The organism is Aurantibacter sp. UH7 (genome assembly GCF_056839165.1).
In genome coordinates this window covers 1,351,347-1,375,480 of sequence record NZ_CM166388.1, presented here as the reverse complement: position 1 = coordinate 1,375,480, position 24,134 = coordinate 1,351,347, and the positions used below count along the sequence as shown (strand labels likewise).

Below are 24,134 nucleotides of genomic sequence, written 5' to 3'. Positions count from 1 at the left end.
AAAATGGCAGACGACTTAAAAGTCAGATATTCTGACAAAAACTTGGAGGAGTTCAGAGTTGTAATCGAGGAGAAGATTGAGAAAGCTAAAAGCCACCTAGAACTTTTAAAAAGTTCATATATGAATGATGGAAATAATGGCACTGACGATACTTCGCCTACGTTTAAAGCTTTTGAAGAAGGATCACAAACAATGAGTAAAGAAGCGAATACACAATTAGCTATTCGACAAGAAAAATTTATTCGAGACCTAAAAAACGCTTTGTTGCGCATAGAAAATAAAACCTATGGTGTATGTCGCGTAACGGGTAAATTAATTAATAAAGATCGCCTTTTACTTGTGCCGCATGCAACGCTGAGTATTGAAGCTAAAAATATGCAGAAGTAAAATTGTCTTTAATAATACTTAAACCTGCAAAGATGTAATCTTGCAGGTTTTTTTTTGATTTATGCGTAAATTCATCTTACTTATTTTTTTCTCTATCAATCTCTTGAGTGCTCAGAAGATTGTAAAAAAAACTATTATAAATAATGATATTGATGCCATTGAAATTGATGCGCGTAATTGTTTTAGAATTAATTTAAAGACTTCAGCCACAGATGAATTATTGCTGCAAGCTACTATAGATGGAGAATATAGTAAAGATTTAATCCTTAATGTAAAGGAAGATGGTTCTAATGTTATTGTAAGTGCGGGTTTTACCCCAAACTTTATAAACCCCAACGATAAATTAAGTGCGCATAAAGTTGTTTCTATTTCGTTAGACATTAGCGTACCAGAGAATCATAATTTACAGGTGAATGGTACGAGTTGTAATATTTTTGCTGCTGGAATTTATAAACATTTAAAAGTTACTTTAAATGATGGGGTGTGTAATCTGAACAAAGTGTCGCATAACGCTATGGTTACAACACAAAGTGGTGATATTAATGTCACAGCTGATAATGGAGAAATAATTGCAAGTAGTAAGTATGGTAATGTTCAAAAAAATGATATTCCGGTTGGAGTGAATTCTTTTATTTTGAAAACAACTACTGGGGATATTCATTTAGTGAAAAGTGAATAATTTAAAATTGTAATTAAAGGGTTATTTTTGCCGATAATATTTGAATATGGGACTAAAAAAGTCAATTTTGCTAATTATCTTGATTTTAATTATTGACCAAGTCAGTAAGTTTTATATCAAAACTAATTTTGTTTTAGGGGAGTCTGTAGATGTATTCAATTGGTTTAAAATTCTTTTTATTGAGAATGAAGGAGCAGCATGGGGTGCTAAATTAAGTGACATCTTACCTATTTCAGATAATGCAGGTAAACTTGTGCTTACTATATTTAGATTGTTTGCAATTGTCGGAATAGGATATTGGCTGTTTGATATCATTAAAAAGCAAACTTCAAAGACTTATATATTAGCAGTTTGTTTGATTTTTGCTGGTGCCTTAGGTAATATTTTGGATTCTGTCTTTTATGGAGTTTTATTCGATGCCAGTAATGGTAATGTAGCCACTCTTTTTTCAGACGAACCTTATGGGAGTATATTTTATGGCAAAGTGGTAGATATGCTTTATTTTCCTATGGTTGATACTACATGGCCAGAATGGATTCCTTATTTTGGCGGTAGTCGATTTAGATTTTTTGAACCTGTTTTTAATATTGCTGATACCGCAATTAGTACAGGTGTGGGTATCTTAATAGTGTTTAATAAAAGAGTTTTCGGAGAGCCTGAAGAAGAAATTGACAATGCCATTGCCAAAACGGAAGACGATTACTTAGCTACGAATGAATAGTTCTTTTCAGGCGTAATGCAATAATCTAGTGGAATATCCTTCTCATAAACATCACTAATAATAGTAACTGGTTCAAAGAATGAAAGACCCACCTTAATTGTATCTGGTCTACAGTTAGCTAAGAAACTATCATAATAACCTTTGCCATACCCAACACGGTTACCGAAGCTGTCAAATGCTAATAGCGGTACGAAAACCACATCAATTTTTTTTATTGCAATTTCAATTCCGTTTATGGGTTCGGGAATATTAAGTTCACTATTCTTTAATCTTGTGTTATCTGTAAGTAAAAAGTGCTTTAACTTTTGGTTATATACTTTTGGAAGTACAATATTCTTGTCTTTACCTTGTAAAACAGAAAGTAAAAATGAGGTGTCGGGTTCTTTGTGATTGGAAATAGGTAGAAAAATGTGATAGAAATCAGATTCCCAAATCGGAATTTTTAGAGCGTTATTGGCAATGCTTAGACTAGCGTTCGCCAAAAATTGTGGTGAGCTATTTTTTCTGCGTTTTTTAAAGTCTAATCTTAAATCTTCTTTATTCATGATTTTAGATTGAACTAACTTATTTCGGGGAATAAAAAATTTGCTATTCTATTTCTTTAACTGACGAAGAGAAATAAAGTTTGAAGCAAACCATTAAGACTAAATAAAGTCCTAATATAATAAAGTATTTGTCCATGCTATTTGTTATTGATATGGCTAAATGTAAATAAAATAAATCGTTAAAACCCCATTAACTGCAACTTTTTATCGATGAAATGCACACTTTTAGTTTTTTGTTAACTTTTGTGCTATTTCTATGCCAAATTTTATAGAATTTTTAACTGATATTTTTTAATTATTTCATCTTTGTTTATATGTTGGTGCATTGATTAATTGCTTGTGAAAACTGAATTATTGATAATTTTGTATTGTACAATTAGTTTGCGACAACGTTAAAAACTCGTAAACACCCTGCAGAGATTAAAAAAACGTAGTAATTTAACATTCTAGACTGTTAAAGAGATTTTGTTTATTACACATGCCTCAAAAAGACTCCCTTAAAATACAGATAAGTGTCCTGCCAAATGATCCTGGAGTTTATCAATTCTATAATAAAGATGATAAAATTTTATACGTTGGTAAAGCTAAAAATTTAAAAAAACGTGTCTCTTCATATTTTAATAAAAACCATGAGAATGGTAAGACAAGAATTTTAGTTAAACACATTAATTCAATAAAACATATTGTTGTTAATACCGAGACTGATGCATTATTGCTTGAAAACAATCTTATTAAGAAGTATCAGCCAAAATACAATGTACTTTTAAAGGATGATAAAAGCTATCCATGGATATGTATAAAAAAAGAACGCTTTCCTAGAATATTTCCTACTCGAAGATATATTAAAGATGGTTCTGAGTATTTCGGTCCGTTTACTAATATGCATACTGTTCGGGTTTTATTAGATTTGATAAAAGGGGTTTATCCCTTACGAACATGTAATTACGATCTTTCAGAGAAAAAGATTGCTGATGGTAAATATAAAGTATGCTTAGAATATCACCTAGGTAACTGTAAAGGTCCATGTGAAGGGTTGCAAACAGAAGAGGAATATCAGCAGCAGGTTAACGATATACGTGATATAATTAAAGGAAATTTTAAATCTTCTTTGCATTATTTTAAAAAGCAAATGATTTCCTTGGCCGATAGAAGACTTTATGAAGAAGCACAGCAAATAAAAGAAAAAATTGAAGTACTTGAAAACTATCAAGTTAAGTCTACAATTGTCAATCCAAAAATTAATAATGTTGATGTTTTTACCATTATTTCTGATGCAGAATTTGCTTATGTAAACTTTTTGCAAATTTCACATGGAGCGGTCATTCGATCGCATACCTTGGAAATGAAAAAGAAATTAGATGAAGCAGACAAAGAGTTATTACAAATGGCAATTATAGAAATTAGACAACGTTTTAATTCGCATTCTAAAATCTTGTATTTGCCTTTTGAAGTATCTGTAGACCCAGAATTGAAAATTCGAATCCCAAAGACGGGGGATAAAAAACGAATTTTAGAATTATCGGAACGAAATGCTAAATTTTACAGACAAGATAGATTTAAACAAATTAAAATAATTGATCCAGACCGACATACCAATCGTATAATGGCACAAATGAAAAAAGACCTTCGTCTTTCTGAAGAACCACGCCATATTGAGTGTTTTGATAATAGTAATATTCAAGGAACAAACCCTGTTGCTGCATGTGTTGTTTTTCTTAACGGGAAACCGGCTAAGAAAGAGTATCGAAAGTATAATATAAAGACTGTAGTTGGGCCAGATGATTTTGCCTCCATGGAAGAAGTAGTCTACAGGAGATATAAACGGCTAATTAATGAAGAGGCAGATTTGCCTCAATTAATAGTTATAGATGGTGGTAAAGGGCAATTATCTTCTGCCGTTAAAAGTTTAGATATACTTGGTTTGCGTGGTAAAATTGCAATAGTAGGAATAGCAAAAAGACTTGAAGAAATTTATTTTCCAGAAGATCCAATACCTCTTTATCTTGACAAAAAATCTGAAAGTTTAAAAATAATTCAGCAATTGCGGAATGAAGCCCACCGTTTTGGTATTACCTTTCACCGACAATTGAGAAGTAAAGCAGCAATAAATTCTGCTTTAGAAGCGATTGATGGTGTTGGTGAAAAAACAGCGCAGGACCTTTTGAAACAATTCAAATCTGTAAAGCGAATTAAAGAGGCTTCTTTAGAAGATTTGGCGAGTACAGTAGGTATGGCAAAAGCGAAAAATATTTATAAAACTTTTCATTAGTTTATACGTTCACTATTTATATGGCTAGATTACTATTTCTTAGTTTGCTTTTTATAATTGTTAGCCAAAGTTATGCTCAATCTGTAATTGAGAAAAAAGACCTGAAGGTTGGTGTTGTTTTAAGTGGAGGTGGTGCCAAAGGTTTGGCACATATTGGAGCTTTAAAGGTGATTGAAGCCGCGGGCATTAAAGTTGATTATATTGGTGGTACTAGTATGGGTGCAATTGTCGGTGGTTTATATGCTTCTGGTTACAATGCAAAACAATTAGATTCGTTGTTTAGGAGTTTAGATTTTCCAGATTTAATAGAAGATAATATCCCTCGTGGTGCTAAATCATTCTATGAGAAATCGGCATCGGAAAAATATGCATTAACCTTACCATTTAATAATTTCAAACTTTCTTTTCCAACGGCCTATTCTGGAGGGCAAAATATTTATAGCGAATTAGTACGCGTATTATACCATGTTAAGGATGTTGGAGATTTTAGCAAATTACCTATTCCATTTTTATGTATTGCTACTAATGTAGAAACTGGTGAAGAGGTTTTGTTAGATCGTGGTTATTTGCCTGAAGCTATTATGGCCAGTGGTACTTTTCCTTCGCTTTTTGAACCCGCGCCAATAGGGGATCAAATTTTAATTGACGGTGGAGTCGTGAATAATTACCCAATTGAAGAGGTTCGTAAAATGGGTGCTGATATTATTATTGGTGTAGATGTGCAACAAGGGCTTTTAGATCGTGATGGACTTTTATCTGCAACAGAAATCTTGCTTCAAATCAATAATTATAGGTCTGCAGTTGATATGATTGATAAGGTAGAAAAAACAGATGTTTACATTAAACCGGAAATAACGAATTATACAGTTGTAGATTTTGATTCTAGCACTAAAATTATTGATAGTGGGGTGCAAGCAGCTCAAGACCGACTAACTGAATTAGAAAAAATAGCTAATGAACAAGACTGGATTAGAAAAAGGGTGGAGTCCAAAAGCGCAACAGATAGCTTAATTATTAAGCAAGTTGTACTTAAGGGAAATGAGAGTTATACCAGTGGTTATGTGAAAGGAAAATTGCGTTTTGAGAATAATGAAAAAATTACATTTGAAAAACTCCAACAGGGTATTAATAATTTGTCTGCAACAGATAACTTTAAAACTATTAGGTATGAATTGTTAACTAATGGTGATGGTGTTGACCTTGTTATTGATTTAAGAGAAAATACAACCAAAACTTATTTGAGATTAAGTGGGCATTATGACGATTTGTATAAGACGTCTGCCTTAGTAAATATTTCGCATAAAAATTTGTTCATGAAAGATGATGTTGGGTCTTTCGATTTTATTTTTGGTGATAACATCCGTTATAATCTTCAATACTTTGTAGACAAAGGACCATATTGGAGTTTTGGCTTTAATTCGCGCTTCAACGATTTTAAACATGAAGTTAATTACGATTTGGTTCAATCTAATTTTAATGTTGGGTCAGGTCTAATTATCAATAATATAAACTTAGATTTTACTGATTTTACTAATCAAATTTATGTGCAAACAGTATTAAAAGAAGAATTTGCATTTCGATTGGGAGCGGAACATAAATATTTAAAATATAGTACAAAAACATTAGGAGAAGGAAGCGCCGATCAGTTACCGGAAGATTTAAGAATTGAAGACGGCAAAACTATTTTTGAAAAAAGTAGTTTTTATAGCATGTATGGTCAGCTAACATTAGACACTTATGATGATAAATATTTTCCTTCAAAAGGATTGTTTTTTGATGGTGATTTTCATGTGTATCTTTTTTCATCAGATTTCAATAATAATTTCAGAGAGTTTTCAGTGGCAAAAGCGAGGTTAGGTTCAGCATTTTCGCTGTTAGATAATCTCTCATTAAATATTGAAACTGAAGGCGGTTTTAAATTAGGTACTTCGCCAGTTACAGCTATGGACTTTGTTTTAGGAGGTTATGGCAATGATTTAATTAATAATCTTAGACCATTTTTTGGATATGATTTTATTGCTTTACCTGGTAATAGTTTTGTTAAAGCTTATGCTCGTTTCGATTTAGAAATAGCGCCTAAGAATCACGTAATGTTTGCTGCAAATTTTGCGAATGTTGATGATGATTTGTTTCGAACAGGCGATTGGTTTACAGCGCCAAATTACTCAGGTTATGCACTTGGTTACGGTATAGAATCTTTAATTGGGCCAATGCAAGTGTTTTATTCTTGGACCCCGGAGCAAAATGAGGGTAATTTCTTTTTTAGTATAGGGTACTGGTTTTAATTGCTTTATAAATATGCCACGCTATAGTTTTTATTGGTGTTTCTGCAAAATTGAAAGTCGTTTTGCTTGCAGATGCTTTTTTAAGTAAATATTAGTGATTCTTTCTTTTGGTCTTTAATGATTTAAAATCATTTTGAAGGCTAAAAATCCGTTAGTTATTTCGGCCCTTATACCCCTGTTTTTCTTAATTAATTCTAAAATTTGATGCTTTTGCGCCAAATTATGTTAAGGCTTTAGTTAAAGTAAGTTAAAAGCCTTTTTTGAATTAAACTTTGCTGTAAATTTGTAGGAGTAAGGGGTGGTTCCCTTACAACTTTAAGTATTGGTTTTTCATAATTTAAAGTTTGGTTGGTTATTTAGGAAAAGCCCAGTTTTAAAGACTGGGCTTTTTTTATATAAATCATTTTTTCTAATAGTAAATACCCCCGGAATCAATTTTAAATGAATAGAACAATACTTTGGAATAAATTTTGTTTTAATAACAGTGACAATACTAGAATTTAATGCACATTGTTTAATTTTAGTCTAATTTCTAAAGCTATGAAGAAGTTTATTTTACTTTTTTTATTATCTATTGGCTTAGCGGTCAATGCACAAGATAGTTATTCTGGTGGTGATTTGGCTATGAACACAACGCAGCTGAAGCCTGAAAATAAAAAGAAATTTGAAAAAAAGGACTCGGCTTTTAAACCTGGTGAATGGTTGAAATTTAGATTGCATTATGGTTTCTTAAATGCAAGTTATGCTACACTTCAAGTAAAAAATGCCGAAATTGATGGTAAATCAGTTTATCATGTAGTAGGTAAAGGACGTACTTCTGGTTTTGCCAGTATCTTTTTTAACGTAGACGATCGTTATGAAAGCTATTTTGACAAAGAAGAAGGTAAGCCTTATAAGTTTGTTCGAAAAATTGACGAAGGTGGTTATACAAAAGATGTCGAAATTGATTTTGACCATAGTAATGAAAAAGCTGTTTTAAACGATAAAAAGAATAAGTTTAAGAAAGAATTTGAGCTTCAAGACAGTATTCAAGACCTTATTTCTGCATTTTATTATCTTAGAAATTTTTACGAGCCAAAAGACTTAGTTCAAGGAGAATCGATTACATTAAAAATGCTTTATGATGATGATGGCATCTTCAATTTTAAATTAAAGTACCTTGGTGATGAGATTGTAAAAACAAAGTTTGGGAAGGTTAAATGCTTCAAATTTAGACCTTATGTTCAATCTGGTAGAGTGTTTAAAGAACAAGAAAGCCTTTCTTTATGGGTTTCTGCAGACAAGAATAAGCTGCCAATACGTATTAAAGCTGATTTAGCTGTCGGGTCTATTAAAGCTGATTTAGATCAATATAATGGACTAAAGCATCAGTTTAAAATTATAATGGATTAAACTTAAATTACTAATTGCTAAATTTGGTTTCTTATAGCAATTATAAAATTTAAGATGAAAGACAAGAATCGTATTGATTCCCAGATTTCGAAACTTGAAGAGAAGTATAAAGACTCAGGTCAAGATGTTAATTCTTATCTAGACGGCTTACTACATCAGCGCTACCTTACTTATTGGGATTATATACACTTAGACACCCTTCTTAGCCTACAGGTTCCACGAACGTATTTCCCTGATGAAGAAATTTTTATAATGTACCATCAGATTACTGAGCTTTTCTTTAAGCTTATTCTGCATGAACAAAAGCAGCTGGTAGACGATAAATCACAAAATATTGATTTTATTATCGAGAAAGCGCGTAGAATAAATAGTTATTTTGAATCATTGATTTCTTCTTTTTATATTATGATAAAAGGAATGGAGCGCGAACAGTTTTTGAAATTTAGAATGGCGCTTTTGCCTGCAAGCGGATTTCAATCTGTGCAATACCGAATGATTGAGATTTATTCGGCACCATTAGAAAACCTAGTACATCATACCATTCATGAAAAATTTACAGGTGAAGATACACTCGAAGATTTATACGAGAATATTTATTGGAAGCGTGGAGCTACAGATGTAGATACGGGTGAAAAAACTTTAACATTAAAGCAATTTGAATACCGATATACGCCTAGGCTTGTGCGTACAGCAAAACAGGTAAAAAATGCTACTATTTACGATAAATATCTGCAGTTGCCAGAGGATAAAAAGAATAATAAAGAACTAATAAAAGCGTTAAAGACATTGGATATGAACGCAAATATTAATTGGCCTTTAATGCATATGGGTTCTGCTCATAGATATCTCGGCCATGAAAGCGGCGAAATAGAAGCCACTGGAGGTACAAATTGGAAGACTTATTTACCACCTAGCTTTCAGAAAGTTGTTTTCTTTCCAAGTATTTATACAAAAGAAGAGTTAAATAATTGGGGGAAAGAGTGGGTTGACCATATCTTTAACCCTGATAAACTAAAAAAGTAAAATGCGAAAATTGTGGGGCCTGGTTTTTTTGTTTGCTGTTTTGTTGTCTTGTAAAGACGATAAATCGGTAACTACTGATACAAAAAAGGAAATAGCCGTTGTTAAGGAGCCTTTAAAACCTATAGTGATTAAAAAGGAATATGGTTTTAATCTCGATCAATTCACCGTAAAACACGATACCGTAAAACGTGGTGATAGTTTCGGAGAATTAATGATGCAAAACAAAGTGGACTACCCAAAAATTGCTAAAATATCTGAAAATTTCAAAGATACTTTTGATGTTCGTAAAATTCGCGTTGGTAGACCTTATTTGATTTTGAAGTCTAAAGACACTTCAGAAACTGCTGAGGTGTTTATTTATCAAAACGACCCGATAAACTATACTGTAATAGATTTAAGAGACAGTGTACAAGCGTATAAAGAGAAGAAAGAAGTAAAGTATGTAGAAAGAGAAGCTTCGGGTATAATTAAGACTTCTTTGTCTGAAGCAATATTAGATCAAGGTATCGATTATAATGTTACCAACGATTTGTCAGAAATATATGCATGGACAATCGATTTTTTTAGATTACAAAAAGGTGATAAGTTTAAAGTAATTTATAGAGAGAAATATATTAATGACACTATTTATGCAGGAGCAGAACCTATAGAAGCTGCTTATTTTGAGCACGAAGGTCGACCTATTTATGCTTTTGCTTACGAAAATGATTCTTTAAAAAGTTTAACTGATTATTTCGATGAAGAGGCAAATAATTTGAGAAGAACTTTTCTTAGAGCTCCCGTTAAATTTAGTAGGATATCCTCACGTTACAATCTAAAACGAAGAATTAGATATTACGGCAATAAAGTTAGACCACATCGTGGTACAGACTATGCCGCACCTATTGGTACGCCAATTATGGCCACTGCAGATGGAATTGTTACTGAATCTAGAAGAAAAGGTGGTAATGGTAAATACGTTAAAATTCGTCATAACGGTACGTATTCTACGCAATACCTTCACATGAAAAAGCAGAAAGTTAAAAGAGGAGCTCATGTAAAACAAGGCGATGTTATCGGTTGGATTGGAATGACAGGTAATACTGGCGGACCGCATGTTTGCTACCGTTTTTGGAAAAATGGTCGTCAAGTTGATCCTTTACGTGAGAAACTTCCACTTGCAGAACCATTGGCAGAGCCGTTAAGACCAGATTATTTTGAGTATATTACTCCCAAGAAAAATCAATTGGATTGTATTGAATATATCTATCCGCCTGAAGAGAACCTATTAACATCTATTGACTTCGAAGAATAAATGGCTTTAAAGAACACGAATCCTACCGCTACAGAAACCTGGAAAAAACTTAGGCTTAATTACGAAGAATCAAAAAACGAACATCTCAAGAACCTTTTCGCTACAGATGCGCAAAGAGCACAAAAATTCTCATTGAGGTGGAATGATTTTTTGGTTGATTATTCTAAAAATAGAATTTCTGATGATACCATGAATCTGTTATTTCAATTGGCAGATGATGTTAATTTGAAAGATGCAATCCAAAAATATTTTAGTGGTGATACTATAAATCAAACTGAAGGTCGTGCAGTATTACATACTGCTTTACGTGCAAAAGATACAGATGAGGTATTGGTAGGAGGAGAAAACGTAATGCCAGAAGTTTATAATGTAAAATCTCAGATTAAGAAATTTTGTAACGCGGTTATTTCTGGTGATAAAAAAGGATATACAGGTAAGCCATTTACAGATGTTGTAAACATTGGTATTGGAGGTTCAGATTTAGGACCTGCTATGGTGGTAGAAGCTTTAAAATTCTATAAAAATCATTTAAATCTTCATTTTGTTAGCAATGTTGACGGGGATCATGTAAATGAGGTTATAAAAGTATTAGATCCAGAAACTACTTTATTTGTTATTGTTTCAAAAACTTTTACTACCCAAGAAACTTTAAGCAATGCTACAACTATTAAAAAGTGGTTTTTAGAGCATGCTACACTAAATGATATAGCAAAGCATTTTGCTGCAGTATCAACAAATGAAGAAAAAATAGCTGAGTTTGGTATTTCAGAAGAAAATGTTTTCCCAATGTGGGATTGGGTTGGAGGACGATTCTCGCTGTGGAGTGCAGTGGGTTTGAGTATTGCATTATCTGTAGGTTTTGAAAACTTTGATGATTTACTTTCTGGTGCTAACGAAATGGATGTGCATTTTAAAACTGCAGATTTTGAAGATAATATTCCGGTTGTACTTGCACTTTTAAGTGTGTGGTACAATAATTTTTATGAGGCGGAGACTGAAGCTATTATACCCTACACACAATATTTAAGTCGTTTTTCTGCATACCTACAACAAGGTATTATGGAGAGTAACGGTAAAAGTGTAGATCGTGATGGTAATAAAACAGCATATGAAACAGGTACTATTATATGGGGCGAACCAGGTACAAATTCGCAACATGCGTTTTTTCAGTTAATACATCAGGGAACTAAATTAATTCCTGCGGACTTTATAGGTTTTAAAAAGTCTTTACATGGTGATACAGATCACCATAATAAATTAATGGCCAATTTCTTTGCACAGACCGAGGCTTTAATGAATGGTAAAACTTCAGCTGAAGCTAGAAGAGAATTAGAATCAAAAAAACTATCTAATACTGAAATTGATTTTCTTACACCATTTAAAGTATTTGAGGGGAATAATCCTACAAACACCATTTTAATTGATAAGCTTTCACCGATAAGTTTGGGTGCTTTAATTGCACTTTACGAGCATAAAATATTTGTGCAAGGTGTTATTTGGAACATATTTAGTTATGATCAATGGGGTGTTGAATTGGGAAAACAACTAGCTACCACCATTCTTAATGAAATAGAGTCTTCCGAAATTGGTGATCATGACGGCTCTACTTTGCAGTTATTGAAATATTTTAAGAGTTAATCATTCATTTTCCTTATTTTTAGTTAAATGGCATAAGTTATTATCTGCCAGTTCATTGTTCTTGCCAATTTTGTGTTAATATTGCAGATGCAAATTTAACGTTCGCTTAATGTAGACACGCTAAAATAACGTCACTTTTGCAGCAAATTCAAAAATTCTAAACACAAGAACAAATGAAAAAAATGTACTTCGCAATGGTTGCGTTTTTATTAACCACTGTTGCTTTCTCACAAGGAACAATTACTGGAACTGTTATAGACGGAGAGTCAAATACACCGTTACCAGGAGCTAGTGTAGTTGTTGAAGGAACCACGAATGGAACTTCAACTGATTTTGACGGAAACTTTTCTATTGAAGTTTCTAAAAACACAGGAAACTTAGTTGTTTCTTATATTGGATTTGTTACCAAGAAAATATCTTTTACTAGTCCTGGTACTATAAAGGCAATAACTTTAGAGCCAGATGCTGAAGAATTAGAAGGTGTTGTTGTTATTGGAACAGGTATTATTGACCTTGCAGATGACAGACAAACGCCTATCGCAGTTTCTTCTATTCCTGTAAGATTGATACAAGAGAAAATAGGTACTCAAGATATTACCATGACGTTGGTAAATACACCTTCTGTATATGTTTCTGGACAAGCGGGTGGATTTGGAGATACAAATATGAGAGTGCGTGGTTTTGATCAAGATAATACTGCCTTCTTATTGAATGGTCAACCGATAAATGGAATGGAAGATGGTTTAATGTACTGGTCTAACTGGTCTGGTTTAAATGATATCGCATCTGGTGTTCAAATACAACGTGGATTGGGTTCATCTAAGTTGGCAATATCTTCTGTCGGTGGAACCGTTAACTTTGTTACTAAAGCCACAGAAATGCAACAAGGTGGTTTTGCATATTCTACGATTGCAAATGATAACTACCTAAAAACATCTGCTGGATATAATACTGGTGTTTCTGAAAAAGGATGGGGCTTAAGTGCTATGCTTTCGCATTGGCAAGGAGATGGTTACAATGAAGGTAACTATGGTGAAGGGCAAACTTACTTTATTTCATTGGGTTATAGACCTAACGAAACACATGGTTTTAACTTCTTAATTACTGGTGCACCTCAATTTCATGATCAGAATTTTACAAAGTCAATCTCGGATTATCAAGAATATGGTTTGCGTTACAACAGTAACTGGGGCACGTATAATGGAGAATATATGACAGAAAGAAGAAATTTCTATCATAAACCTGTTGCTAACCTAAACTGGGATTGGAAAATGAGTGAATCTACCAACCTATCTACTGTGCTTTATGCATCTTGGGGTAATGGTGGTGGTACAGGAAACCGTGGAAATAGAATTAGAACGGAAGATGGTAGAATTGATTATGACGCTATCTATGCACAAAATTCACAAGTTACTAATGGTGCAGGTGTTTATTTTGGTGATGAAGATGCTTATGTTACTCGTGCATCCATGAACTTACATAGCTGGTATGGTCTAATTACAAATCTAGAGACAAAGCTTTCTGAAAACCTTTCATGGAACGTAGGTTTCGATTTAAGAACCTATTACGGAAAACACTTTAGAGTTGTTTCTGATTACCACGGATTAACTTCATGGTCTGAGAATATTAGATTGAGAGATCAAAATAATAATCATGAAACATATGGTGGTTTTGGTACTTATAAAATTGCTACAGCAACCGAAAGTTTTAGACCATCTGGTTGGGAGGCTGCTTTTAGTACTTATGACGAGGATCAGAAAATAGCATATAGTAATGATGAGCGTATATCTTATGGAGGCTTGTTTACACAATTGGAATATGCTACTGATAATTTATCAGCATTTTTCCAGGGATCGTTATCGAACCAATCTCACCAAAGATTTGATTTTTGGCAATATGCGGATCAAGATTTAATTAACGGTACATCATCTCAAAATACTGATGAACCTGTGCCAGCTGGAATTACTGATGGTGTAGATTCTGAAAAAGTTAATAATCTTGGATATAATGCTAAAGCTGGTTTTAGTTACAAACCTAACCAATCGCACAGTTTCTATTTTAACACAGGATACTATAACCGTCAACCATACCATGATAATATCTATTTAAATTTCACTAATCAAGTGAATCCTTTAACTGAAAATGAAAAGATATTTGGTTTAGAAGCAGGTTATGGTTTTACTAGTTCAGTATTTTCTGCGAATGTAAACTTATATAGAACTTCATGGAAAGATCGAGTAGTTACAAGTTCGGATGTTATTGATGATGTAATTACATTTGAAAGTAATTTCGGAACATCTCAATTACACTCTGGAATTGAATTAGATTTTAAATTGAGACCTATCACAGATTTTACAATTAATGGTTTTGCATCAATTGGAGATTGGATTTACCAAGGTGAAGTGGTTACGCAAGTTACCGATGAAGAACGAAATGTAATTAGCACCGAAAATGAAGATGTAGATGGTGGTAAAGTTGGTGGAGCTGCACAACTTTCAGGTGGTTTAGGGTTTGCTTATAGAATTAGCCCAAAGTTTTCAATTGATTCAGATTGGAGATATTATGATAATCTATATTCAGATGTTGGAGCTATTAAGGATAACTTAGAGTTGCCATCTTATAATCTTTTAGATGCAGGTCTTACTTTTCAAGTACCAGTAGGTGCAGATAAAACAAAAAGATTGAAAATAAGAGGAAACATTAACAATGTTTTTGATACTGAGTATTTATCAAGATTAACCACCGCTAATTTGCCAGAAGCAGGTGAAGATTTATATGAAGGTATTGCAGTTTCTAATCAAGGTTTCTTTGGTTGGGGTAGAACATGGAATGTTACACTTCGTTACGATTTTTAATATTTAAACATAATTATAGAAAAACCCGCCGTAATGCGGGTTTTTTTATGCCTAAAATTTACTACTTTTAGAGCTCTCTAATTTTGAATACTATGCAGAAATTTGAACTCGCTTACGAATGGTTTTTAGTACTACATTCTTATTTGGCTTACATTGTATTGGCTGTCTTAATTTTAGCAGTAGCAAATGCAATTATCGGTCTTGTCAGTAATAAAATGTTTACGCCAGAGAGAGATTTTAGAATAAGCCTTTTTGGCTTGATTTTAAGCCACTTAATGTTGGTTGCAGGTCTTATACTTTATTTTGTTTCTCCAAAGGGCTTTTACGCTATTAAAACACTTGGTATGGGAGGTATGAATGCCGCATCTCGTTTGTTAGCCGTAGAACACCCATTTGTAAATATTTTGGCCATTGTATTAATTACAATAGGTTGGTCTAGACATAAAAAGTTTATCGAAGGCAATAAGAAATTTCAGTCCATTGCAATTTTCTACGGATTAGGTTTAATATTCTTGTTAAGTAGAATACCATGGGGCCAATGGTTCAATTAAATCGAAAAGATATTTTTTATAATAACAGTCGAGTACATATTCCAAATTTTTAATAACATAATAATTTCTAATGAAAAAAGGTATACTTCTTTTAGCACTTACAATGGCATTTGTTTCGTGTAAATCTAAAGCGCAAACAGTAGCGAATTCAACACATCAAAAAGAACTTTTTAATGGCACTAATTTAGATGGTTGGACAATCTATGGTACAGAGAAGTGGTATGTTGAAGATGGTCTGTTAGTTTGTGAAAGTGGTCCAGATAAAGGTTATGGCTATTTTGGCACCAACGAACACTATAAGAATTTTGAATTAACATTAGACTTTAAACAAGAAGCAAATGGTAATAGTGGCGTGTTTATTCGTTCTACTGTAGATGGTACTAAAGTTAGTGGCTGGCAAGTTGAGGTTGCACCACCAGGGCACGATACAGGTGGGGTATACGAATCATATGGTCGTGGTTGGTTAATAAAACCAGCACCAGAAAAAGATAAAGCTCTAAAAATGGGTGAGTGGAACACTATGAAAATTCGTGTAGACGGAGCTACAGTAACTTCTTGGCTTAATGGCACCCAAATGATGACTATTACCGATGATAAAATTGGTGAAGGTGAGGGTGGTATTGCGCTACAAATTCATGATGGTGGTGGAATTAAAGTACGTTGGAAAAATATTAAACTTACCGAGCTATAAAAATATATAACATCTCTCTTAAATTAAGAGAGATGTTTTTTTAAGGCTTAGCCGGAAGCATGTTTCTAATTGCGGCAATCTTCCAATTTTCCTCTTTTTTTACAACTATAAAAGTGCTCCACATTTTTCGGCATGTGTCATCAGCGTTTTCTATTTGGTATTTAGCATCTACAATAGCACTTTCACTATTTAAAAGACGAATATTTTCAACTTTTAATGTTCTTGTGCCAGGCTTATTTTTACTGCTCTTCAACATGCCTTTCATAGATTCTTCAATATTTTTTCTCCAAACACCAGAAGAAACAAGCTGATCTATATCATCGGTTAATATAGTTTTAAGAAGTATCGCACCTTTGGTTTCTCGCGCATTGGCATAATCGGCTATTAAATAGGTAATTTTATTGTGCTCTTCAATGGAGGTTTTATTTTCTTGGGCACTTACATTAGCGAATGTAAATAAGAAGAAGGTCAGTATTATAAGAGATTTCGCTATCATTAATTTATTGTTTGATTTCATACAACTAAAGAAAAAAATGCCGCTTGTCTTTAATTGCTAGATAGTGGACTATGGTTTTATAACTTGATTGTCCTTGTTAACCCAAATGCCATTTGTAAAAGTAATTAGGCCATGTTCCTTATGAAAATAACTTTCGCCTGAGTTGTATTCTTTTACTTCATCTTCTACATAGGCTTCAATACACCATTCCATGCCGTCTGATCCATATTGTTTAATGAAACCTTCTTCGCAGCCTCCACCATCATAATCATCATCACAACTAGTATAAGAAAGAGCTATGAGTAAAAAAATACTAAATCTTTGAACCATATTTATTGAATTTCACCTTTGACTAAGTTACTAATAAATGTATTTAAATTTGGAAGTCTAATTTTTCACTTCTTTAATTAAATAAATATACATCGGAAAATAATCGCTGTACCCACCGACATAAATACCACCATTTATAGCGCTGGTCTAAATGTAAAACACCATTTTTCTCGAATTATTTTCGATATACACAATTAGTAATGCGAGTTATACATTATTAAGATAATAAATAAGGAAAATGTTTAAATTCTAAATAATTACGATCTCTTTGATTAATAGATTCCCTCTTATATGAACTCTTTTACCCCTATTCAAAGGGTGAAAATGTATCTCTCCCCAAAATAATAATCTTTAAAATAAAAGAATGGAAACGAATTCACAAAGTAAGAGTCCCGAATTAATTGCTCCAATAATAATTGCTTTGGATCCGATAAAACAACCGAAGCCGATTCCCCGAATAATTGATTTTTATGTCTCGACAGACAGTGTCATTGCCTGTGCGACTATTGTGGTTGATGCCCCTACACGACTTATTCGAATTGATTGGGGTGATGGACAAGCAGACACTTTACGACTGCGCCCAGGTGCATTGGTGGTCGACCGAAATGCACTGGGCGACAATCCACTTGAGCCGGGCACATATCAGTTCGAACATGAATATGCCTTACCAGAAGTGGTGGAGCCGTTTCCCAGGTTAATATTAGCCCGCGTTGATGAATATAACGGAAATGTAGATTTTCGGCAACAATGGGTGAATGTTGCGCCCAAATATAAGGTGAACCATTATGCGTCAAGAGTCATTCTGAATGATGATCTTGAGCCATTTTGGGAATCAGTTACCGAATTGCACTTCCGTATGTTTGTAGACGGTACACTTCTTGTAAAATGGGATAATGATGTCTCTTTTTTACCAGCAACCGGATTTAAATTGAATGGCAGCCAACTTGAACATATTTATGATCTCGGTGACGAAGATGCCGCAGTTAATGCCCCACGGATTTCTTACCATATATGGGATGAAGATCCAGGAGAGAATGATGACTATTATTTTAATACAACTATGACAGCACATGTTACTTCCGATTCATTGAGAACGGGTTTTTCAGAAGAAATCCGGCTACGAGAGTCGGGAACCAGTACTTATGAAGGACAAAATGTGTTTGTAAGGTTTTGGAAAGAGGTGCGGTTGTTGAAGCCAAGAAAAAATCAGGATAATGCGGTGTTTGCTCCGCCGGGCAATGCGCCAGTGGGTCCGGTTGGCTAGAGCATTATAGGGCGGCTAGGTGTTGCCGCTTCCGAGAAAAGCTTTTCAGATTCGTGAGGTTATCGTAGCTATTTAAGCTCCTTGAAGTTTGAAAAGTGCGCCCCTGTATGCCGAATAAAAATCACCAGTTGATGTTTGTCGACGATATCCTTAAGTAATTGTTTTATAAAATTAGGTAGATTCTATGATGTTAACAAATCCTCATAATCTCTAAATTGATTTGATTTATTTCTCAACTTTGAAGATGTCAATATGTTGGTTGTTGCCCTAAACATTTATCTATTCTTGGAGCTGTGATATCTAGGATGTCATACAGTGTAGCAAAAATGTCATTTATAAGTTGCAACGGAAATTGAACTTTGCTAACATGTTTAATTTTATTACAAAAGGTGATAGAAAGAATATTAATTTTTCTCTAATTGGTTCCCTTAATTAAATAGATAAATACTGGAAAATGATCGCTGTAACCACCGGCATAACTACCACCAGCGTAGGTGCGATAAGGATAGCCCTTGTATTGCCCATTTTTGGTGACTAAATAATTCGGATTAAAAATTTTGGCTTTCCAGAAACGATATTTGTTCTCTGATTCTAGTAGGTTAGCTGTGAAATAAATTTGATCAAAAAGATTCCATTTGTCTCTGTAGGCTAAAGAACCATTTCCTTTTTTATATAATTTTTCCATTGGGTTAAAAAGGGCAGTGCTATCAAGGTTTTTAGTTTTCCCATTTGTGTTTAAAATCTTCTTTAGACTATCGTCAGTTGGGTCGTCATTTAAATCGCCCATGCTTATAATTTTTGCATTTATATCTAACCTCTGAAGAGAATCTATAATTCTTTTATTCAGTTTTGCAGCTTTCATTCTGTTGGGTTTACTCCTTGCTTCCCCACCACTTCTCGACGGCCAATGATTTACTATAAAATGTATTTGTTCATCATCTAAAATACCACCAACAACTAATTGATCTCTTGTGTAATTTCGGTTGCCATCATCATCAATTAGGAGTAAACGATGACTTTCAAAAGAAGTAGGTAAGAAGGCCGATTTTTTATATAGCAAGGCAACATCAATTCCGCGTTCATCAGGCGAATCGAAATGAATTATTTCATAAGGTTTATTTTTTAGAAATTCATGATTAACTAAATCTTCTATAACCTTATTATTTTCAACTTCGCTTAAACCAATTATATCTGGAGAACTATTAGTTACATCTAACCCAATTTCAGAAAGTACCTTGGCTATATTTTTTAATTTATTGTTGTATCGATTTAAAGTCCAATTGTCTTTGCCCTCCGGTGTGCGATCATCATCAAAAATTAGCGTATCATTTTCAGTGTCAAAAAGGTTTTCAACATTGTAAAAAGCTATGGTTCTAATGCGATAATTTTTTTCTTTCTGAGGGTAAAAAAGAAACGGTATTATTAAAAAAAGAAAGGTGAGTTTTGACTTCATTTTATCTGTTGAAAAAGTAAAATAGCGAAAAAACTATATAATTTGAAGGTATTTTCTTAAAACTTATCTAGTTAATCAATATATTGTATGTCTTTGCTAACCAGAACACTAACCTGTAATGAGATTGACTCTCACCGTTCTATTGTTGGTTTTCGGCTGTTTTATGCTGAAAGCTCAGCGCACTTTTCTTGTAAAAGGAAAAGTGCTAAGCAAGCGATTGAAAAAACCTTTATTAGGAATAGATGTCAGTGTTTTTGGTACAAAAAATTTGAACCAAACTTCAATTTCTGGTGATTTTGAAATGAAAATATACGCTGTTGAAGATTTGTTACTACTAGTTTCTTCGCCGGACTATGTAAGCAAACGAATTCCAATTTTAGTCGTAAAAGATGTATTGGATTTAGGAGTGATTTATTTAGAGGATGATAGCACATCAGAACAAACAGATAACCTTATAACCTTAACTGATTCGGAGTTGTTTGATGAAGGGGAAGACTCAAATTCATCTGCTTTGCTGCAAGCAACAAGAGATGTTTTTTTGAATAGAGCTGCTTTCGATTTCGGACAGGCATTCTTTAGAGTAAAAGGGTATGACTCGAAAGAAGGACAAGTTTTGATAAATGGTATTTCAATGAATAAGCTATATGACGGTCGGCCACAATGGAATAATTGGGGCGGATTAAATGATGTTACCCGAAATCAACAATTTACCAACGGATTGCAACCTTCCGATTTTACTTTTGGCGGTATTTTAGGTAACACAAATATAGATATGCGACCTTCTGGATTAAGACCTGGAACACGACTATCTACTTCTTTTTCTAATAGAACATATGCTGGAAGATTGATGACAACGTATAGTTCTGGACTAAAGAAAAATGGATTAGCCTACACTATTTCAGGTTCTAGAAGATGGGCTAAACAAGGTTTTATTAATGGAACTTTGTATGATTCTTTTTCATTTTTTACGGGAATAGAATATCAATTTGATGAAAACAACAGTATTAATTTTACAGGTATGCTAGCGAGTAACCGAAGAGGAAGATCATCTGCAATCACCGAAGAAGTTTATGAGTTAGTGGGTAATAAGTATAATCCATACTGGGGAAATCAAAATGATAAGATTCGAAATTCTCGTGAGCGTAAAATTGCGGAGCCAATTCTAATTTTAAATCATTTTTATAAGTCAGATAAACTAAACCTTACTACTGGAGTAGCGTATCAATTTGGCAATTATGCTAAAAGTAGATTAGGGTATTACAATGCGCCAAACCCAGATCCAACCTATTATCGCTACCTGCCCAGTTATTATATAAATAGTTCTATAGGCGCTAATTTTGTTAGTGCTAATCAAGCTAAAAAAGGGTTTGTTGATAATCCCCAATTAGATTGGTCAGACTTATACACCGCAAATTCTCAAGAAAAAGCAGCCTACATACTGTACGATGATGTGGTTAAAGATCGGCAAATTTCCTTCAATTCGACTGCTAATTATAATATGAATGAGAAAGTTCAGATTGATTTTGGAATAGCGTATAAAAATTTAAAATCTAAGAACTATGCAAAAATTGAGGACTTGTTGGGGTCCAAATTTCACGAAGACATAGACCCTTTTTCGAATACTTTGAATGATTCAGATGGTAATGTGCAAAAAAAATCACATGATATTTTTAACTATAATTTCGCTTATGATGTTTCTCTATTAAATGCTTTTTGGCAGTTTAGATATAATAAACAAAAGTGGAATGCTTTTCTTTCGGCAACCATTTCTAATACTAATTATCAAAGAGATGGCTTTTTTAAAAATCAACGGTATGCTTCTAATTCGTTAGGAAAAAGTGAAAGGTTAAATTTTTTAAACCTAGGAGTTAAGGGAGGGTTCTCATATAAACTAAATGGGAGACATTGGCTTTCAACAAATATCCAATATGCTAATCGCCCTCCTGTTTTACAGAATGTATTTATAAACCCAAGAGAGAATAATCAAACTGTTTCTAATTTGAAAGAAGAAATTGTAACTGCTATCGATTTAAATTATTTTATTCGCTTGCCAAAATTAACAGGTAGGCTTACCGCTTATTATGCCCGTTTTGATAATACTACCGATGTTAATTTCTTTTTTGTCGATGCTGGAGTTGGTTCAGATTTTGTGCAAGAAGTTTTAACCGATTTAGATAAGTTACATAAGGGTGTCGAATTAGGTCTTGAATATCAATTGTCCTCTTCTGTTAAATTAACTTTTGTGTCCGCAATTGGTAAATATATCTACGCTAACAATCCATTTGTCTCAATTAACTTTGATACTGCAGGTTCCGAAGACGATTTAATTAATCTTGATGGAAACATTGATTTGGGTAGGTCTATGGTGAAAAACTATAGATTAGCTCAGGGTCCGCAAGAGGCTTTTGCATTTGGTGTAGAATATCGAGACCCTAAGTATTGGTGGGTTGGGGCTACTACGAATTATTTGGCCAATAATTATACAAATATTTCTACGATTATTAGAACTTCTAGTTTCTACATTAATCCCGAAAATGGATTGCCGTTTTCCGATGCTACCGAAGAAAATGTGAATGCCCTTTTAAAACAAAAACCATTAGAAAATTTCTACCTATTGAATATAGTAGGAGGGAAGTCTTGGTTGAAAAAAGGAAAATACATTAGTGTTTTTGCAAGTGTAAATAATCTTTTTAATCAAGTTTTTAAATCGGGTGGTTATGAGCAAAGTAGAAATGGAAATTATGGGCAGTTAAAACAGGATAACTTAAGTGGAACTCCATCTTTTGCGCCTAAATATTGGTATGGTTTCGGTCGAACATATTTTTTAAATGTGGCCTATAGTTTTTGAAAAAAATAAATGAGAAGTAAACATCTTTTGTTTAATAGTATTATCTCGATAGTCATTCTATTTGGAATATCGGCATGTGTTAAAAGTAGAAATTTTGACGTTTTGGAAAGTAATTGTACCTCGAACATTGCGGCAAATACAACATTTAGTGAAGTCAAAAAATTATATATGGATGAGACTGTTCAGATTCAAGAGGATTTAGTAATTGAAGGATATGTTATTTCTTCGGATCAAGAAGGTAATTTTTTTGGAGTTTTACACTTTCAAGATGAATTAAATAATCCCTCTGAAGGATTTCAAATTGAAATAGATTTACGAGATTCATTTTTGTTTTATCCGATAGGAAGTAAAATTAGAATAAAACTGAAAGGATTATATCTTGGTAAGAGTAAGGAAGTTTTTAAAATTGGAGGTGCTTTTACTTCATTTGGCAATGTGTCCGTTGGAAGACTTCCGGCTGCAATCGTTAATCAACATATATACACTTCTTGTGATGATAAGGGTACAATTCAACCAAAAGTATTAGAAATTTCTAATCGGGAAAATCAACCTATAAACACATTGGTGAAGTTGGAAAATGTTCAAATAATTGAAGATGAAATAGGACTTTCCTTTGCAAATGATTCTGAAGAAACTGACCGAATAATTATTGATTGTAATGGAAATGAGATTACAATGTTAAATAGTGGATATTCTAATTTTTATAAGGATAGACTTCCTGCTGAAAAGGGATCGATTATAGGTGTATTTATACGCGATAAAAATGATTATCAACTTATTGTTAGAAGTACAGATGATTTAGATTTAAGTCAAGAACGTTGTAAAGGACTGGAAGAAGAAATTTCTTCGGAACAAGTTTTTATTTCAGAATTGGCTGACCCTGATAATAATGCTGATTCCAGATTTGTGGAATTATATAATTCGAGTCTGAAATCCATTTCTTTGAATGGCTGGAAATTAAATAGATATACAAACGGGAACCAAGAAATTGGTTCGAGTGTTGATTTTTCGGGATTTGAAATATTAGCTGAAAGTACATTCATTGTTGCTGCAAATGCAGATGAATTTTTACTGGTGTATGGATTTGAACCAAATCTAGAAGCGGGAGATAACAGCCCAGCTGATTCTAATGGTGATGATAACTTTCAATTGATAGATCCATTTGATAAAGTGATAGATTCTTTTGGAGTTATAGGTGAAGATGGCACAGATACAAATCATGAATTTGAAGATGGGCGTGCAGTTCGTAATTCTAATATAGATTATGGGAATGCTAAATTTGATGCGACAGAATGGACTATATATAATGATTCTGGAGGTAATGGTACCTTAGAAATACCGCAAAATGCACCTAATGATTTTACACCTGGTGTTAGTTAATAAAAAAGCCGCCTTTTTAAATAAGGCGGCTTT

Annotated in this window: 19 protein-coding genes; 15 read left to right on the top strand and 4 right to left on the bottom strand. The window is 33.3% G+C overall.

The features are described from left to right. Positions 1–3 precede the first annotated feature (3 nt). From UH7x_RS05935 to UH7x_RS05925, 3 genes are all read left to right on the top strand, one after another. Entirely contained in the window at positions 4–387 is a 384-nt protein-coding gene (locus UH7x_RS05935; protein ID WP_482362801.1) for a TraR/DksA family transcriptional regulator, read from the top strand. Between the two features lie 61 nt (positions 388–448). Next, positions 449–1,066: a hypothetical protein gene (locus UH7x_RS05930; RefSeq protein ID WP_482362800.1), complete on the top strand. Its 618-nt coding sequence runs from the start codon at positions 449–451 to the stop codon at positions 1,064–1,066. Positions 1,067–1,112: 46 nt separating this feature from the next. Further along, positions 1,113–1,787: a lipoprotein signal peptidase gene (locus UH7x_RS05925; protein WP_482362799.1), complete on the top strand. Its 675-nt coding sequence runs from the start codon at positions 1,113–1,115 to the stop codon at positions 1,785–1,787. Here UH7x_RS05925 and UH7x_RS05920 read toward each other — a convergent pair. Then, entirely contained in the window at positions 1,766–2,332 is a 567-nt protein-coding gene (locus tag UH7x_RS05920) for a 5-formyltetrahydrofolate cyclo-ligase (protein WP_482362798.1), read from the bottom strand. The two genes, UH7x_RS05925 and UH7x_RS05920, sit on opposite strands and share 22 nt — an antisense overlap. A 478-nt stretch (positions 2,333–2,810) precedes the next feature. Here UH7x_RS05920 and uvrC point away from each other — a divergent pair, with 478 nt between their 5' ends. From uvrC to UH7x_RS05875, 9 genes are all read left to right on the top strand, one after another. Beyond that, the gene (gene uvrC, locus UH7x_RS05915) at positions 2,811–4,601 is read left to right on the top strand and encodes an excinuclease ABC subunit UvrC (protein ID WP_482362797.1); all 1,791 of its coding nucleotides are present in this window, start codon (positions 2,811–2,813) and stop codon (positions 4,599–4,601) included. Positions 4,602–4,621: 20 nt separating this feature from the next. Further along, entirely contained in the window at positions 4,622–6,886 is a 2,265-nt protein-coding gene (locus UH7x_RS05910) for a patatin-like phospholipase family protein (protein WP_482362796.1), read from the top strand. A gap of 540 nt (positions 6,887–7,426) precedes the next feature. After that, positions 7,427–8,278 carry a DUF3108 domain-containing protein gene (locus UH7x_RS05905; RefSeq protein ID WP_482362795.1) on the top strand — a complete coding sequence of 284 codons (852 nt, stop codon included), beginning with the start codon at positions 7,427–7,429 and terminating at the stop codon, positions 8,276–8,278. A gap of 54 nt (positions 8,279–8,332) precedes the next feature. Further along, on the top strand, positions 8,333–9,301 hold the full coding sequence (locus tag UH7x_RS05900) for a tryptophan 2,3-dioxygenase family protein (RefSeq protein WP_482362794.1): 969 nt from the start codon (positions 8,333–8,335) through the stop codon (positions 9,299–9,301). A gap of 1 nt (position 9,302) precedes the next feature. Beyond that, on the top strand, positions 9,303–10,595 hold the full coding sequence (locus tag UH7x_RS05895) for a peptidoglycan DD-metalloendopeptidase family protein (protein WP_482362793.1): 1,293 nt from the start codon (positions 9,303–9,305) through the stop codon (positions 10,593–10,595). Further along, positions 10,596–12,233, top strand: a complete 1,638-nt coding sequence (gene pgi / locus UH7x_RS05890; RefSeq protein WP_482362792.1) for a glucose-6-phosphate isomerase — start codon at positions 10,596–10,598, stop codon at positions 12,231–12,233. Positions 12,234–12,406: 173 nt separating this feature from the next. Then, positions 12,407–15,088 (top strand): TonB-dependent receptor, encoded by a 2,682-nt coding sequence (locus tag UH7x_RS05885; RefSeq protein ID WP_482362791.1) that lies wholly within the window; start codon positions 12,407–12,409, stop codon positions 15,086–15,088. Between the two features lie 92 nt (positions 15,089–15,180). Beyond that, positions 15,181–15,639: a hypothetical protein gene (locus UH7x_RS05880; protein ID WP_482362790.1), complete on the top strand. Its 459-nt coding sequence runs from the start codon at positions 15,181–15,183 to the stop codon at positions 15,637–15,639. A 70-nt stretch (positions 15,640–15,709) separates the two neighbouring features. After that, positions 15,710–16,330 carry a 3-keto-disaccharide hydrolase gene (locus UH7x_RS05875; RefSeq protein WP_482362789.1) on the top strand — a complete coding sequence of 207 codons (621 nt, stop codon included), beginning with the start codon at positions 15,710–15,712 and terminating at the stop codon, positions 16,328–16,330. A gap of 40 nt (positions 16,331–16,370) precedes the next feature. Here UH7x_RS05875 and UH7x_RS05870 read toward each other — a convergent pair whose 3' ends face one another. After that, entirely contained in the window at positions 16,371–16,826 is a 456-nt protein-coding gene (locus UH7x_RS05870) for a DUF4440 domain-containing protein (protein WP_482362788.1), read from the bottom strand. A gap of 69 nt (positions 16,827–16,895) precedes the next feature. Then, complete coding sequence (locus UH7x_RS05865; RefSeq protein WP_482362787.1) at positions 16,896–17,156, bottom strand: hypothetical protein; 261 nt, start codon at positions 17,154–17,156, stop codon at positions 16,896–16,898. Positions 17,157–17,520: 364 nt separating this feature from the next. On the opposite strand from UH7x_RS05865, the gene UH7x_RS05860 reads away from it, so the two are divergent. Beyond that, the gene (locus UH7x_RS05860; protein ID WP_482362786.1) at positions 17,521–18,420 is read left to right on the top strand and encodes a hypothetical protein; all 900 of its coding nucleotides are present in this window, start codon (positions 17,521–17,523) and stop codon (positions 18,418–18,420) included. A gap of 415 nt (positions 18,421–18,835) precedes the next feature. Here UH7x_RS05860 and UH7x_RS05855 read toward each other — a convergent pair whose 3' ends face one another. Next, entirely contained in the window at positions 18,836–19,873 is a 1,038-nt protein-coding gene (locus UH7x_RS05855) for an endonuclease/exonuclease/phosphatase family protein (protein WP_482362785.1), read from the bottom strand. 118 nt (positions 19,874–19,991) lie between these two features. Here UH7x_RS05855 and UH7x_RS05850 point away from each other — a divergent pair, with 118 nt between their 5' ends. Both UH7x_RS05850 and UH7x_RS05845 read left to right on the top strand, forming a co-directional pair. After that, positions 19,992–22,721, top strand: a complete 2,730-nt coding sequence (locus UH7x_RS05850; RefSeq protein ID WP_482362784.1) for a TonB-dependent receptor — start codon at positions 19,992–19,994, stop codon at positions 22,719–22,721. Between the two features lie 9 nt (positions 22,722–22,730). Further along, positions 22,731–24,101 carry a DUF5689 domain-containing protein gene (locus UH7x_RS05845; protein WP_482362783.1) on the top strand — a complete coding sequence of 457 codons (1,371 nt, stop codon included), beginning with the start codon at positions 22,731–22,733 and terminating at the stop codon, positions 24,099–24,101. The last annotated feature ends 33 nt before the right edge of the window (positions 24,102–24,134 follow it).